Raw genomic sequence first — 15,876 nt, forward strand, 5'->3', positions numbered from 1 at the left:
CTCAGACAGTCTTATGTACCCAACAGCAAGCATGCGGCTATCAGGATCCAGAAGTAGCTTGACCTGTACTTCTTTCTTTTGCCACGCTATGCTCTGAGCGATCACCTGTTATAGCATCCTCCTTCGTTTTTTCATCATGAGCTCCCAGATCACGCCACCTTCACCATTTGAATACGACCTGATTTGTATCGGTAGCGGACCGGCCGGACAACGGGCGGCCATTCAAGCAGCCAAAGTAGGAAAACGCGTGGCGGTGATTGAAAAGAAGCGTGTCGGCGGCGGCTCCTGTTTAGAGACCGGAACCATTCCCAGTAAAACCTTTCGTGAAGCCGTCTTGTCCTTTACCGGACCCCAGCAACATTGGGGTCGTCTGTCGGACACCGCGAAAATACGACCCACGGCCGAGCAACTGATCACTCGCGTGGCGGAAGTCATTCGCATCGAAGGTGAGGTGATCAACGATCAATTACGAAGAAACGATGTGGAATTCTTACAAGGAGAAGCCTCCTTTGTGGATCCTCATACCCTCTTGGTTCAGACCGACCAACATTCACAAACCCTGTCGAGCGCCCACATTCTGATTGCCGTGGGGACCATACCAACGCCTCCACCCAACATTGCCATTGACGGCCAATATATTCTCGATAGTGATAGCATCATCCATCTGCAACAGCTTCCACGAACCATGACCGTGGTTGGAGCCGGGATCATCGGCATTGAATATGCCTCAATGTTAGGCGTACTTGGCGTCGAGGTCACCCTTGTGGATTCACGAATCCGACCGCTGGAATTTCTGGATAGCGAAATCGTCGATGAACTCATTTATCAGATGCGAAATCACCAGGTGACTTTTCGACTGGGTGAAACTGTCGAAAAGTTAGAAATCGCGACCACACCTTCCCGAAAAGTCGTGATTCATTTGGCCTCCGGAAAACGACTGGTCTCAGGCCTGGTCCTTTATTCCGTCGGACGAACAGGATCCACATCAACACTCCAACTCGAAAAAGCCGGATTGTCCGTGGATGCCCGTGGCCGTCTGCAAGTCGATTCGCACTATCGCACGACTGTCCCGCATATTCTAGCCGCGGGCGATGTCATCGGCTTTCCAAGTCTGGCAGCCACCTCTTCCGAGCAAGGCCGTTTAGCGGCCTGCTATGCCTTCGACATGGAAGCCACACCGATGACGAACCTGTTTCCTGTTGGTATTTATGCCATTCCGGAAATTTCTATGGTGGGAGCCACAGAGGAGCAACTGACGCTCGAAAAAGTTCCGTATGAGGTGGGAGTCGCCCGTTACCGCGAAATCGCAAGGGGCACAATTCTGGGGGATCCGAACGGCATGTTGAAACTGTTATTTCATCGAAAAGATCACCGGCTATTGGGTGTGCATGTGATCGGGACTGGAGCGACCGAGCTGATTCACATCGGACAGGCCATCCTTCATACCGAACGGGGGCTGGAATATTTCCTCACGACAGTCTTCAATTATCCAACGCTAGCGGAATGCTACAAAGTGGCAGCCTTGGACGCCTACAATAAGCTTTGTGAAATATAATACACATTTGAGGTCACAGTTAAAACGGAAGTTTGAATCCGCCGGGAAGATCCTTTAGGCCTTTCTTGGGAAGACCTTTTTCCAGAAGACTCTTGAGCACCTCATTATGCTGCGTGACCCGCTCCGTCAACTCACCGGCAATTCGTTCAAACCCGGATAAATTTTTCTTGAGTTGTTGCATCGGTTCTGCAATCTTCGCCGAGATGGCCGTCTGAAGCTCAGCACCAAACTTCGCAGCCAATTCATTTACCATCTTGCCGGCCGCATCCTGAAGAATACGATCCAGGTCGGAGGATATCGTGACATCAGGCTGGTCCAATGTCCCCGTCACATCGGCCTGAATAGACAACTGGGAAATATCAGTCACGGCAGAGCTGAGCGCTTGAGTCAAAGGATTGGGATCATCCTCCCTTCCTGCAGACAGGTGAAGGCCACGAAGATTCCCGGCGCCATGAACCGTCAAGGCCTGGCCTATGAGTTCCGTGTTCACATTGATATCGCTCATCCCGCTCGTCAGGGTAACCGGCCATTTGGCATCTTTGGATAATGCGAGATCGGTGAGTTCATATCCTTTCGCCTGCACCATAAACTGATCCTTGGAATCGGCGGGCTCCACGTGGTTGAGCGCCCCTTCCAATGCAACAGACTGGACTCCTTTTAACCGGTCACCGGAAAAAGCGAATGTCGTGGGTTGTCCCAACGTCGGTTGATCGGTGGTGATATTGCGAACAGTCCCTGCCAACTCCCCTAAGTCTAAATCGATTGATACCTTCGTCAAACGAATCAAAAAGTCCGGGAGCGGATTCGCTTCCATGAAATGCACATCCAGGCCCTTCCCCCGCAAAGGCTTGTCCACCTGAGGACCATCCTCCCCACCCACGGTCCTTGCTCCTTCCAGAAGCGGTTTCGCTCGCGCATACCAAAACGCCCCCTGGTGAACCCACGAACTAATCTGAGGTCCTAATAGCATTTGGCTCATATTGGCCAATCCTTGCGGAGACAAATTATATTTAGCCTTGAGATGTTGAATATCCCGTTGTGGTGCGGTTTGAATCTGCTTCAACCGAGTACGGAACAACGCCATCGTTTTTTCAAAATCCTTTTTGGCGCCTGTGAGAGATTCAATTTCCTGTTCAATATCCTGCTTCAACGCTTGCACTTCGCCAACTCCTCCCAGCAAGCCTTCCAATCCACCCTTCCCCGCTTTTTTTAAATTTTTTACGCGTTCCTCATATTGGGCCAGCTGAGCTTTTCCCGGTAAATTCTTCAGTCGTGATTCCCACGCTTCCTGTTCCCGCTGCATATCCCCCTTCAGCGCTTCAATCAACCGGAGAGTTTCCAGATCTTCGTTCTCCAAAATTTTTTTCACGTCAGGCACTTCCAGAGCCGGAAGAGCAAGAGAAAACATCCCGGACTCCTCTTCAGGAGACACATCTGAGACCGGCTGAACGGCGCCGGAAGTGGTTCGGGGAGTATCCAATCGAACCCCTTCCACAGTCATTTCCTCAACAATGACTTTTCTTCGAAACAGGTTCAGTCCGTCTAGATTCATCGTCACCGTGGCCACTTCCACCGCATTCGTCATGGGCATCTTGGGATTTGTCACTTGCAGTCCGGTCAAGGAGAGTCCTGCCGGAAACAGGCTGAGATCGGCCGCATCGACCTCCACCTTGGCTCCCACAGCTTTGGTCCCCGCACTTTCAATTGCACCTTTCACCCATTCATCCACAAAAAATATCCACACACCACACACAATGGCCGCAAACACCACAAATGCCCCAAGCCCCCACCACCGAATCCATTTCGTCATCAGCCTGGCCTCCATGACGAAAGGGTTTCATAGGTCTGATACAACTTACTGGCTTTAAACATTTGCATGATCCGTGTTTTCTGAACCCAGGCCATGACATGTTGGCGATAGCGACGTATCAGGAGGTTCAAAAGCAGAAGAACAGGAACGAACATCGCAACGGAAAACACCAGGCTGCCCATCACAATAGAATTATTGAAATGCTCCAGTCGCCACCACACCGATTGATAGAGAGAGGTCCAAAGATCTGCCAGGGACGGAGCGGTCAGAACAGCCAACCCAAGCCGGTGGAAGAGCGGATCAAGCAGATAGGCAATCCCCGTAAACAGCGCCAGCCCCAACAGAAAAGCCGATAGATTCACACGCAGAACCAATACCAGCAGGACCACAAAGAGATTGTGCAAGCTCATAAATGGGGTGAGCCCCACGATCATCGCAAAACACAATCCCAAAGAAATTTGCCCTGGATCGGTTTCTGAATTCAGAACGCGGAGCAGTTTGGCAAGAAGCTTAATCATGTCCTTTAAAAGGCAGGTAATATGGACATAATATCAGAATAGCGTTGAGACCGTGCTACGTCTACCCGATAAATGGCAGAAAAGTTCAAACAGATTGGAACTTAATTCATACTTGGTGAGGTAAGTAACGTAGCCGCGGTGTCGTTCCTTTTGCTTGTTGTCTTTTCTGGATCAATGGGCCGCCGAGATACGCTACGCTTATTGATGGTTTTGGCCTTTGTACGATGCATTTTCTCTCGAGAGTGGTACGGAAGAATTCCGCTTAGGACCTCCGCCAGGGTATCGCACGGGACATCCTCTAATAATTTGATGGCAGGCTTGGGATCGGGGCCGGAACGGCCACCGACAAAAATATCCACGGCCTCGATAATCTGACCTTTAATTCTGACCTTTTTCCCCAACAAACCGACATCGGCTACAAGGTGATTTCCGCAGCCTGCCGGACATCCCGACCAGTGCATGGTGATGGGCTTCATCTCCGTGCCGATCATCGCTTCAATGCGTTTGGCGGTTTCCACCGCCCGACTTTTCGATTCGATCACGGCGAGGTTGCAGTAGTCGCTCCCCACGCAACTGACCAGGCCCTTTTGTACCGGTGTGGGATTGTAAACAAAGCGTTGTAATAAAGGCTCCTCCGTCAGGTCTCCCAACACGCGGTCCGAAACGTTGGGCATGATGACCGCTTGATTGGCTGCCAGGCGGAGTTCCCCGGTACCGTAGGTATCAGCCAGACCGGCTATTCCGTGTAAATCATCCGCCTGAATCCGGCCGACGGGAATTTTAAGCCCCACATAGTTTAAGCCTGACTGCTTTTGCCGATAGACACCCATATGATCGTTGACGGACGACTTCCGTACATCGGTCCCCGCTCGTGATAATTCCCATCCCACTTCCCGCTGAACTTCCAGACGAAACCGCTCTTCGCCCCAGTCATCCAACAAAAACGCCAGTCTGGCAGTGGTGCGGGAGTCCCGGCATCCATGATTCCGAAAGACGCGAAGGATGGCTCCTGTCACCGCCACGACTTCCCGGGGAGTTACGAACACGTCAAGTGGGGTGGCAATGCGGTACCCGCCGGATCCAAGTTTGCCTCCGGCCAACAGATTAAATCCGGTGATCGCGTTGCCCTCCCCCTCGACCGTCGCGGGCACCAGAGCCAGATCTTGTGTTTCAAGATGTAAACAATTGTCAAGGCAGCCGGTAATCGCCATGTTAAATTTTCTGGGAAGATTCGAATAGGCCCGATGCCCTACCAATTCTTCTGTGAGCCGCTTGACCAGATCCGTGGCGTCCAGTTGTTCTTGCGGCGTCAACCCGGCTACGGGACACGTCATGATGTTGCGGACGTTATCCATGCCGGTTTGCAACGAGCACAAGCCCGCCTCTTCCATTTGACGAAACACTTCCGGTACATGCTCAATCTTCATATGGCGTAATTGAAACTGCTGACGGGTTGTCAGATCCAACACGCCGTTTCCAAAGGTGTTCGCGAGGTGCGCCAATGTGCGCATCTGGACCGACGTGGTTCTTCCTCCTGGAATCCGCACGCGAATCATGAAGTATCCCGGCGTGGGATTTCGCAAAAATAATCCATACCATTTCAGCCGTTGAATATCTTCATCCGGGATCGCCTCCCACCCTAATTCGGCATATCGGGCAATATCCTCTTTGATGTCCAAGCCGTCTTTTTCCCCCTTGAGCACTTCAATCTTATTCATCAGAATCCCTTCCCGTTCCTTTCTCGATTTGGTCAAACTCCTTGATATTATCTAATTTCTCCGAACAGCTAGGGGCTGAGACAATATTTTCCCCTCTGCTGGTAGATGTATGGGCCGTGACGATTCAGGCGCCACACCTTCCACAATCCTTTCTGTGTTCCTGATCCACCCACGCACAGGACTGATGATCCAATAAGCACCTCCCATAAACACGACCCCACCGACGATATTTCCGGATACCACCCACATCTGATTCCAGAAAAACCCGGCCCAGGAAACCTCCGGACCATGGGGAAGGAATAAGGCGATTCCTAAGAGCGATTGATTCGCAATGCTGTGTTCAAACCCGCTTCCGATGAACGCGAAGAGGCACCAAAAAATCAGCATGATCTTGGCGGCATCATTGGTCGTGCGGGCAGCCGACCACACCGCCAAACACACAAGCCAGTTGCAAAGAATCCCCCGAATGAACAGTTCCCCCATCGATAGATTCATTTTAAGGGATGCCACGTGCAGCAATAGATCGCTTTGCGGGGCCTTTCCCACCACCCCTGAATACGCGACCAACCAGGCCAATCCCAATGATCCGGCGAGATTACCCACAAACGACCAGAAAAAAATCAGCCCGACCTCTTTCATCGTGATGGCTTTCGCCAGGGCACCAAGGGCACACACCATATTGTTTCCGGTAAATAGCTCCGATCCCGCAAAAATGACGAGGGTGAGCGCAATGCCAAATGACACGCCCATCACAAGTTTCAACCCGGCAGAACCTCCGGCCCAGAATGGAGCTCCGACACTAAAAATCAAACAAATTCCAAACCCGAGATAAATGCCGGCCAGGGCGGATAAGACGAGGTATCCGATGGGATTGCTTCGGAAGTACCCCACTTTTCTTTCTGCCAGTTGAACCATCCGTTCGACATCCACCGTATGCATGACGTTCTCCTTAACCAGGTGTTCGGTTGTCAAAAAAAAAGCGCCAACTGCCTGAGCTACGGTCGGATTCTTCCGCCTTGCCCGGGCAGTGGCGCCTTTGCCACCTTCCCCACCGTTCGCTCCTCGAATGATGGAGTATGAATGCTGTTTCTTACCTGATGGCTAAACCGTTCGTTTAGAAAGATTGTCGATTCAAAGTGTCAGTTCCGTCGACCCATCACCCATTTTTCGCATTCGACTAAAATAAATAAAAAAAACGCCCAATCCCCTCTCAGGAATTGGACGCCCATTGTCCAAAATCTTCATGTAAATTGAAAAGCGACGTCATCGTCACTTTTTGATATTTTTATCAGACAACCAAACTGATGTCAAATATGGGGCAGACCCATAGGGTTGAATCAATTACACCTATCGAAGGTATAAAGAGAACAGGGCCCCTGAATTGATGTGATCCAGAGACCCCATTTTCATTGCCATTTAGTCTGAAGGTTAGAAGGCGCCGGTCCCAGTCCTGGAATCTGCGACAATCACTTCACCCCTCATACTGCCCTTTCCGTGGATGGGGCAGTAGAAGACATCCCAGCTGCCTCCAAAGTTTTCCCCCACTTTGGGGGTGACTTTAAGTACCACGGTTTGCCCCGGCATAATCTTCCAACCGCTAGCGGCCCCGTCCTTCACCATCTCGGCCTCCCCAGATACCTCCACATCCATGTGCTGGAAGGACTTAGAGACAAATTCATGGGGGGTCATATCTTCATTTTTTAAGGTGATGGTGTTGGTCATGCCGGCATCCATAGTAAACCCCGGGGTCAATGTGCCGGATGGGCCAGTGGTGTTAATGTGATAGCCATTCCCCTTCATGACAATTTCTGTGGTCGGCCCCTTGGCCGCCAGAACCGGAAAAGCCATGGCAAGAGTGAGAGTTCCCATAAGTAATAATTTGGAACTGTTTAAATGGAAATTCTTCATAAGTCCTCCTGTGGGTTGTGAGTGATAAATTTTTGAAAGGTTGGGGATAACCGAATTCTCCACTTCAGCTCCCTTAACTTTCTTCATACCCCCAATTTACTGTCAAACATTCCACAACATCAAACAATGTTTAATAAAACATTAGACATAATTTATTTATACGTATTTTTACTCTGAAACCCTAGACAGGAAACTCGTTCAGATTGAGAAGAAAAATTCACTCTGTCCTCTATCAGCCTCAAGCCATTCCATTACCTAATTTTCGATGTATTGCTTACCCGTTCCGGCCGCCAAGGAGCCCAGCTCAGTCATTAATCAACGCATCTTTTTTTGCTTTCTCCATTTTCTAAAAGGCCAGAAGTTCGGTCTAATTACAGGACCCACTCCCCTGAAAATTTATAGCGTGATTTCATGATTGCGGAACTGTTTGGTTTGCTTCTGAAGTTCAGAAATGACTATCGGGTTCTCCAACGCATTTGAAAATTGAACTCTGATCATGAAATCCGGATTCCATCGCCATGATTATGAATGCACAGACTGGCAAACCAAAGCATGTCCAACGAGAGATGGAGAGAAAGAGAGAGAAAAAGAAGAAATATCAGTAAGGAAATTGCTGCACGGGAAAAGCCATCAAAAAGTTGATACTGAGGATGAAGAAAACTCTTTAGTGAGGAAGAGAGTGTACGAAGGCATCAAGGGATGACATGTCTGAAAAGACCGTGATTTTTTCATTCAAAAAGAGAGAGGAATGGGCTTGCGCAAATTGTCCGCCTACGCCAATGGGTGCGAGGGGTTTAACGAGTGAAGTTAATTCCTTGACCATCATCCTGGCCTCCGTGAGGGTACGGTCAACCGTCAGGGAAAGGAGAACATACGATGGGCGGAACTGTTCACAGAATTTCGCCAGTTCGGGAATCGGAAGATTGGCCCCTAAATAGTGTACGCGACATCCACGCACCGCGCAGAGGTAGGCTGCCGTCATGGCCGAAATCTCGTGCCACTCCTGGGCCGGACAAGCCACAACCACATGCGGATCTCCCTCTGATAATTGAAATTGATTCAGGGCCGAAAAGATTTTCTGCTTGACCTGGTTTGAGACGAAGTGCTCTTGGGCGACCCCCATCACGCCGTCATGCCATAGCTGGCCCACCCTCTCCTGTAGAGGAAGCAGGAATCGGTGCAACGCTTCCTCAAACGGGATGACAGCCAATGCGCCATTCAGTTTTCGCTGAAAGATGAGCCGATTTCCCTCCTGGATCGCCTGAATCAATTCGGAGATGAGGCCCTCGGAATGCGGTGTCTCAGCCGCGGATCTCACCCAGTCCTGTTGAGCTAGCCTGAGGAGTGTTTCCCGGCCGGTCTCTGCCAGTTGCCCGATACTCATCCCCTGATCGACTTGTGATTTCAGGTATCTGAACAGTCGAACATCTTCATCCTTGTAGAGCCTATAGCGATTGGCTCCCCTAGTTGGATCTACTAAACCATAACGTTTTTCCCAAGCACGTATCACATGTGTCGAAATTCCCGTAAGTTTTGAAAATCGTTGAATTCTATACAGTGCCATTCTAAGAAAATACAATTAGAGTCTAATGTATGTCAAAAATTTAGACATTAACACTTGACAAACATTATACTAAGTGATAAAACTTTAAACATACAATAGACAAACATTAATGAATGATCATTCAATTACGTCAATCTTTTAAGGGAGGTGCTAAAATGGATCTTCAAATCACACTCCAGAACACTGGCTCAATTGACGGATCTATTGCCGACCCTGGAACACGACCGACATGCATGAGATGCGGGGGCCTCTTAGTTAGCACGTTTTGCATTTCCCCAGACGAGGGCACCTGCGATTTTCAAATACCAGTGGCTAAGTGTCTCCAGTGCGGTGATGTGATTGACCCGGTAATCATGAAGCACCGACTATCAAAGACCCTGCCCCAGCCGAAGCCCAAGAATAGACGTCAATTTGCCAATCTGCAGGTCATTTCAAAAGGATGAATCGAAGTAAAGGAGACAGAAATTCAATTTTCATTCATCTATGAAGTCACGGATCAAAAAATCTCAAAAAATAAAATTTCCTTTGTATTTACGGATCAATTTCTAAATAGCGGCCATGAACTTTTCTCTAATCAAAAATTTATCCACAGACTCAATAATGATGCAGCGAAGCAATTTTTTATATTTCACTTACCTAGCCGTATTCCTTATAATAGGCTGCGGTCAAGGAGGCACTTCTTCGCGACCAACCTTAGACGTTCCGCTTGAATACGCCGACAAACACATGCCAAAAGGATGGTGGAATGACTCAGTGGTTTTGTCGGAAGGTCGCCTACTGTATCAGGGTGTAACGAAACCATTCGTGAATTGTGCGAAATGTCACGGGAGGGATGGGAAACCCACCAAGAGAGGTGCCCCTGATCTCACTGATCCTAGAAGAGTCAGGAGATTTTCCGATTCCTACTGGTTTTGGCGCATCGAAGAGGGAATTCCCATGACTACCATGGAGGGCTGGTCCAAAAAGTTATCTGATCAGGAGATCTGGAAGATTATTGCCTATCAACGGAACTTTGCACTCAGGGGGCAGGTCTATAATCCTGCAACCGACAAATGGGAGGATCCTGAGGCCCAGCAGACACCCGGTGCCAGCCCGGATAACTCAAAATGAGGCGAAATAAAACATCGACCGATAGACAAAGGGATTCAGAGAGCAAGGAGGTAATGATGTCTGTGTGTAATGTGCAGGCCGGGCCGGCGGTTCATGCGACAGAGTGTCACAATTGAAATCTATTATTAATTTTATGATCCACCTGGGAGGTATGAAGTGATGAAGTTCAAAAACTCACTCGCTGAAACAAGAAAAGTCGGCGATCAACTCAAAATTCGATTGTTCGCATCCGCACTCATCGTTCCGGCCGTTCTCATGTCATTCGGGTCTGTGCTCGCCAACGAGATGGTCCATATTCCATCCGGCAAATTCATAATGGGAATCGATAAGGTCATGCCAACTTCGGCCAAGGGTGGGAAGTTAAGACCCTGGTCTGCGGAAGCTTTCCATGATGAAGGTCCTGCACACCAGGTTGAGTTGGGCTCTTATATGATCAACAAATATGAAGTGTCCAATGGCGAGTACAAGGAATTCATGAAGGCCACCAATCATCCTGCGCCCGCCTACTGGGACGACCCTCGTCTCAACAAGCCTAATCAGCCAGTAGTGGGAGTCAATTATAATGATGCAACGGCCTTCTGTGAATGGAAGGGGGCACGCCTGCCCACCGAGGCCGAGTGGGAAAATGCAGCACGTGGGCCGCAGGGACTCAGGTATCCGTGGGGAGACCAGCTCGACCCCAAGCTCGCCAATTTCGGAAGGAATCAACCTTCCACCATGCCGGTCGACTCTCTCCCTGAAGCAGCCAGTCCCTATGGGCTCCATCATATGGCCGGGAATGCTTTCGAGTGGGTCTATGATTGGTATGATCCCCGGTTTTATGAGAAGGGCCCATTCACCGTGAATACGACGGGTCCCGAAAAACCGGTATGGCTCGGGGGAACCGGTCTGTATGTTGATCGGCTCACGACCGGTGAAAAGAGAGTGATCCGCGGCGGGTCTTGGAATGCCCCAGGCACGAGTGTCACCACCACGCATCGGTTTTGGAATCAACCTATGAACAACAGCTACGGCGTGGGCCTGGGATTCCGGTGTGCCAAAACAGCCACCAAAGAACCGGAGCAGTACGTGCAATATCACTTCATGCATGCTCTGATCAGCATGGGAGAAGAAAAGTGGAAGGATGCACTTGATTCAATAGAGAAAGCCCTCCAGGAGGACCCGGATAATGCGGAGTACAAGGCCACCCGAGAGGTCATCAAGAAGCAGATGTAAGCATTTCGGATGAGATTCTGACGAGGCAGCATCATCATGATCTGCCTCGTCACCCATCACTCTTTGCGAGCCGTCCTATGCTGGCAAGCACAATCAAGTAGTTCAACGAGAACCCAGCTTCTCGGTCATTCCTTTCAGTAAGAAACCAGGAGACAGTGCGAATGGGGTGTCCCCGGGTGGAGACCAGAATCCGAAGCTTACCCAAAATACGTCTGAGGAAGTCAACATGATCGCACCCTCTCAAAAAATTCCTGAAATGGAGTGGCGGCAAAGAAGATTGAGGCGAACATTCTTAATAAGAGGTTGTCATGAAACACCTATTGCCAATTGCGATCTTGCTGCTAGTCACCATCTCAGTCCCCGCAGCAGCCGAGCCAATCCAGCCGACTCACGATACAGTCGCCGAAGCCCAACATCTTATCCATGATGCCGGCCATTCCATGGATAAGGCATGGGATGCCTTTCACAAAGCCGCCCTTGGAGGGACTCTGGCTTCTCCGGAAATTCAAACTGCCGCGGAAGCAGACCTGATGAAAGGGCGCGATCTTTTGCGGAAAGCCATGATGGCGCAACATGAGGGCAACATAGAAGAGGTGAGAAATTTAACGAAACAAATACAGCAATTGAGTGTTGAGATCCAACGAAAAAGCCAAATGGAGAAAGAATAATGGTCTTGCTGTCCTTATTGGTATTCCTGTTGTCCATAGGGTTGGCACAACCCTCATGGGCACTTCATCTCGAAGAACTATGGGATTACGCGCCGATGATCAAGATTCCGAAGGGTCCATTTCTCCGCGGAAGCCTTCCGGAATCAGGTCGATTGGACGAATTCCCACAAAGGGAAATTTATCTGGATGAATTTTTCATCGACAAGTACGAGGTCACCAATCATCAATATACAGAGTTTTTGGTGGCAACGGGGCATAGGGAGCCGTTGAATGTGTATGGGGAGGTCTCTCTAAGCCAGGAAGAGGGGATCGATCATTTGCCGGTCGTACAAGTGAACTGGAATGACGCTGAGGATTACTGCATATGGATAGGGAAACGTCTTCCAACCGAAGCAGAGTGGGAAAAGGCGGCCCGCGGAACTGATGGGCGGACCTATCCATGGGGGAACTCCCCTCCCACGAAAGATCTTGCGAACTATGATCGGGAATGGGATGACGGAAATGCACTGCAATTGATCGGGACTTTTCCAGGTGGGGCATCACCGTATGGTGTGCAAAACATGGCCGGAAACGTCAGGGAGTGGGTAAAGGATTGGTACGCCGAGGACTACTACAAAGAATCCCCAGATCGAAATCCCAAAGGTCCGGGCTCAGGAATTTTGAAGGTCGTTCGTGGTGGATCCTGGCATAGTTTGGAGGCCGATATCAGGACGGCCGCCAGAGGGAAGGGAGGGTTTGCTCTGAAAACTCATGGAGTGGGCTTTCGATGTGCCAGGGATGTCAAATCACCTGAGGCTCATTAAAGCCAGGCTGGGATATGAATATCCCTGTATTACGGAGGAAGATTGACCGGAAATTCGAAGGCTCACCATGAATAAAATCAAATAACCTTATCCACGACTGTTTCGGCATAAGGGCCATCCCACAACGTTGGCCCCCATCCCGGTTCTTATGAGGTGGGAAACTCAAGGACACGCTGTTCATGAAACCATGGATCATTTCTCCTCACATTTTTCATTCTACTTACCATCCGGAACTCAACCAAATCCGGCGGATTCCGGTTGGGAATCCATGTCGTCGGCATTCCTTCATTTTCCGTGTGAAGGGAGGATGAAGGAAGGGTCCCGAAAGGAGTTGTCATGAAATTTGTCATTGCCGGTGGAACAGGATTTATCGGACAAGAGGTTTGCCGGGTGATGATTAATGAAGGGCATTCCCTAATCATTCTCACCCGCCATGCAGGGAATTACAGCGCGTCTGCCACCCCACAGCGTCATTTCGTCCAGTGGGACGGCGTAACTCAGGGGTCATGGGTACAGGAATGCGATGGCGCAGATGCCGTCATCAATCTATCCGGTGCACCAATTGCGGATTCCCGTTGGACGGACAAGCGAAAACACGAGCTTATTGACAGCCGGGTTCAGCCGACTCAAGCCTTGCTTCAAGCCATCCCAAGCTGGAAAAACAAACCACACACCTTTATTTCCGCATCAGGAGTCGGCTTCTATGGAGCCAGAGGTGAAGAAGAGCTCAATGAATCTTCTCCTCCTGGCAAAGGCTTTCTTTCAGATCTTTGTCAGGTTTGGGAAAATACGGCCATGGAAGCCGAAGCCCTGGGTCTTCGGGTTATTCCAATCCGATTCGGAATGGTCTTAGGGCCGGACGGGGGAGCCCTATCGAAAATGTCTTTGCCCTTTCGCTTGTTTCTGGGCGGTCCCGTTTTACCAGGAACGCAATATGTTTCGTGGATCCACCGGAATGATCTTGCCCGTCTCATTCTTTTTGTGATCACCCGCTCTACGCTGATCGGACCGGTCAATGGAGTCGCCCCCGAAACAGTCACCATGCGCGACTTTTGTACGACATTGGGGCAATCCATGAACCGTCCATCCTGGTTCCCCGTTCCGGAATTTATGTTGGAAGTCGCCCTGGGAGAGCTTGCCACGATGTTGACGACCGGCCAACGCGTTCATCCGCAAAAAGCCCTGAAGAGTGGATTTTCTTATTCCTATCCCACCCTCCAGGACGCGTTACAATCAATATTTGGCAAACCATCATCTCAAGCAACATAGCTGAATTAACCCCATTTAAGCTAAGGAGCGAACCGATGAACATCACAGATAAAAAACAATCACTTTGGTTACTCTTTATCATGCTGTGTTTTCCAGGTTTGACTGCCGGATTGGTTATTATTTCCGGAGGATCCTCCGTCTTGGGAGCGCCTCTCTTATTAGAGAAAGGCAGCCTCATCCCTTCTGTGACCGTTATCGGAAAAGATGGAGAGGCCATTTCCCTCGATACTCTCAAGGGAAAAGTGACGTTAATCAGTATTGTGCCACAGCTGAATACTCCGGTGTGCGATGAACAGACTCACCGGTTCAGTGAACGCAATGGAGGCTTGGATCAATTAATGTCATTTGTCACCCTGAGTACGAATACCTATAAGGATCAACAGGAATTTTCGGATAAGGCGGATATTCATAATATGACATTTTTATCGGACGCTCCTGATTATCACTTCGGCACACATACAGGTCTGCTGCTAAAAGATCTGAGCATCCTTCATCGCGCCGTGCTCGTGCTGGATACTCAGGGGATTATTCGATATGTTGAAATGGTACCCATGGGACAGCTGCCTGATTTCGACCAGGCCTTGCAGGTGTCCCGAAGCCTGCTGGCCAATGTTTCTTAAGAGGTGACGCCATGACTGAACACATTCTCATTTTTTTTAATTTGTTGGCCAGTGCCGTGTTGGTCGGGAAAATTGTCTTTCTTTCCTTTGTCACAGCACCCGTGCTTTCCCGGACGCTGGATGCCGATGCTTTTGCACGAGTCGTGCGAAGTCTGTTTCCTCCCTACTACGGATTGGGAATGCTCAGTGCCGCCGTTGGATGGTTCACCAGCCTCGCCCTGGGTTTTTTTCATGGATTCGGACCCGTGGTACTTATACCCGCTACGTTGTGGTTGGGAATACTCGCGATCGAGCAGTATTGCCGAACTCCTCTGATTGCCCAGATTAATGAACTCAGCGATCAGCTCAAGGCCAAACAACTCAAAGGGATTTCCACACCTCTCCTTCAACGACAAAGAGATGGCCTCCATCGGCGTTCCGTGCAATTAAATTCTCTTGTGCTGCTCATGGGTTTGTGTGTTCTCGGTTTTTCCGGTCTGTCATCCTCACTGCCATAAAGGAGTTTTCCATGCTGATACGCTTACCCTTCAATACCTATGCAAGTCGGTGTCTCAACATTTTAGGAGCCGTGGTCCTTTCAGCGGTGGTATGCACGCCATGGGCCTTGGGTGAGGATGTCCGCTCTATTGATTCAGCGGCTCCCACCAATCCTCATGCCAGTCCTCCAGGCCCCAACACACCCCCTCCCTCGGGGATTGTGGGACTTGCCTTGCATATCACAGCCGGTCGAATTGGAGAACCCGCTCGATTGATCATTCGCGCCGTGCATCCGTCCGGACCCGCCGCACGGGCCGGACTGAATCATGGGGAGGAAATTCTGACCGTCGACGGGGTCCCCGTGGCCGGGAAAACCTATCAGGAAGCGGTCGGGCTCATCCGTGGAGAAATAGGAAGCAGCGTAAGCCTTGGACTCACGGGACCGCAAGGTGAACACACGGTCAGTCTGGTCCGAATCAGCGAATCGATCTTAATGGAGCAAACACCTCAGGTCATGTGAGCAAGGAAAATATACAGCAGGGTGGTAGAAACTCAAGCCACCTTGTGCAAAAACGAATCAGACGATTACTGTGAGGTATGAGACACAACAAGGCCATGGCTCCCTCCATCAGATTTTGTAA

The 15,876-nt window shown here is 50.1% G+C and carries 15 protein-coding genes; 9 read left to right on the forward strand and 6 right to left on the reverse strand.

Features of this window, described 5'->3' with window-relative positions; genetic code table 11:
- The first annotated feature begins 136 nt into the window (after positions 1 to 136).
- A complete protein-coding gene (sthA, locus tag PQG83_RS10550) occupies positions 137 to 1,555 on the forward strand; it encodes a Si-specific NAD(P)(+) transhydrogenase (RefSeq protein ID WP_312740664.1) in 1,419 nt (472 codons plus the stop codon).
- Positions 1,556 to 1,574: 19 nt separating this feature from the next.
- Here the strand turns inward: sthA and PQG83_RS10555 are convergent, their stop codons facing one another.
- The 6 genes from PQG83_RS10555 to PQG83_RS10580 all read right to left on the reverse strand — a co-directional run bounded on the left by PQG83_RS10555 (position 1,575) and on the right by PQG83_RS10580 (position 9,073).
- A complete protein-coding gene (locus tag PQG83_RS10555) occupies positions 1,575 to 3,365 on the reverse strand; it encodes a TIGR03545 family protein (protein ID WP_312740666.1) in 1,791 nt (596 codons plus the stop codon).
- Positions 3,365 to 3,883, reverse strand: a complete 519-nt coding sequence (locus tag PQG83_RS10560) for a TIGR03546 family protein (protein ID WP_312740668.1) — start codon at positions 3,881 to 3,883, stop codon at positions 3,365 to 3,367. The genes PQG83_RS10555 and PQG83_RS10560 overlap by 1 nt, the downstream gene beginning before the upstream one ends.
- A 101-nt stretch (positions 3,884 to 3,984) precedes the next feature.
- On the reverse strand, positions 3,985 to 5,601 hold the full coding sequence (locus PQG83_RS10565; RefSeq protein ID WP_312740670.1) for a ferredoxin-like domain-containing protein: 1,617 nt from the start codon (positions 5,599 to 5,601) through the stop codon (positions 3,985 to 3,987).
- A gap of 51 nt (positions 5,602 to 5,652) precedes the next feature.
- The gene (locus PQG83_RS10570; RefSeq protein WP_312740672.1) at positions 5,653 to 6,540 is read right to left on the reverse strand and encodes a formate/nitrite transporter family protein; all 888 of its coding nucleotides are present in this window, start codon (positions 6,538 to 6,540) and stop codon (positions 5,653 to 5,655) included.
- Positions 6,541 to 7,029: 489 nt separating this feature from the next.
- Entirely contained in the window at positions 7,030 to 7,509 is a 480-nt protein-coding gene (locus PQG83_RS10575; protein ID WP_312740674.1) for a cupredoxin domain-containing protein, read from the reverse strand.
- A gap of 664 nt (positions 7,510 to 8,173) precedes the next feature.
- A complete protein-coding gene (locus PQG83_RS10580) occupies positions 8,174 to 9,073 on the reverse strand; it encodes a MerR family transcriptional regulator (protein ID WP_312740676.1) in 900 nt (299 codons plus the stop codon).
- 726 nt (positions 9,074 to 9,799) lie between these two features.
- On the opposite strand from PQG83_RS10580, the gene PQG83_RS10585 reads away from it, so the two are divergent.
- The 8 genes from PQG83_RS10585 (at position 9,800) to PQG83_RS10620 (ending at position 15,755) form a co-directional block, all read left to right on the forward strand.
- Positions 9,800 to 10,183, forward strand: a complete 384-nt coding sequence (locus PQG83_RS10585) for a c-type cytochrome (RefSeq protein WP_312740678.1) — start codon at positions 9,800 to 9,802, stop codon at positions 10,181 to 10,183.
- A 159-nt stretch (positions 10,184 to 10,342) separates the two neighbouring features.
- Positions 10,343 to 11,398, forward strand: coding sequence for an SUMF1/EgtB/PvdO family nonheme iron enzyme (locus PQG83_RS10590; protein WP_312740680.1), 1,056 nt, complete (start codon positions 10,343 to 10,345; stop codon positions 11,396 to 11,398).
- 308 nt (positions 11,399 to 11,706) lie between these two features.
- Positions 11,707 to 12,066, forward strand: coding sequence for a hypothetical protein (locus PQG83_RS10595; protein WP_312740682.1), 360 nt, complete (start codon positions 11,707 to 11,709; stop codon positions 12,064 to 12,066).
- The gene (locus PQG83_RS10600) at positions 12,066 to 12,869 is read left to right on the forward strand and encodes a formylglycine-generating enzyme family protein (protein WP_312740684.1); all 804 of its coding nucleotides are present in this window, start codon (positions 12,066 to 12,068) and stop codon (positions 12,867 to 12,869) included. The genes PQG83_RS10595 and PQG83_RS10600 overlap by 1 nt, the downstream gene beginning before the upstream one ends.
- Before the next feature lie 336 nt (positions 12,870 to 13,205).
- Positions 13,206 to 14,138, forward strand: coding sequence for a TIGR01777 family oxidoreductase (locus tag PQG83_RS10605; protein WP_312740686.1), 933 nt, complete (start codon positions 13,206 to 13,208; stop codon positions 14,136 to 14,138).
- A gap of 35 nt (positions 14,139 to 14,173) precedes the next feature.
- A complete protein-coding gene (locus PQG83_RS10610; protein ID WP_312740688.1) occupies positions 14,174 to 14,758 on the forward strand; it encodes a redoxin family protein in 585 nt (194 codons plus the stop codon).
- Positions 14,759 to 14,769: 11 nt separating this feature from the next.
- Entirely contained in the window at positions 14,770 to 15,255 is a 486-nt protein-coding gene (locus PQG83_RS10615) for a DUF4149 domain-containing protein (protein ID WP_312740690.1), read from the forward strand.
- 11 nt (positions 15,256 to 15,266) lie between these two features.
- Complete coding sequence (locus tag PQG83_RS10620; protein ID WP_312740692.1) at positions 15,267 to 15,755, forward strand: PDZ domain-containing protein; 489 nt, start codon at positions 15,267 to 15,269, stop codon at positions 15,753 to 15,755.
- The last annotated feature ends 121 nt before the right edge of the window (positions 15,756 to 15,876 follow it).

The organism is Candidatus Nitrospira neomarina, assembly GCF_032051675.1.
In the GTDB taxonomy this organism is placed as follows: domain Bacteria; phylum Nitrospirota; class Nitrospiria; order Nitrospirales; family UBA8639; genus Nitrospira_E; species Nitrospira_E neomarina.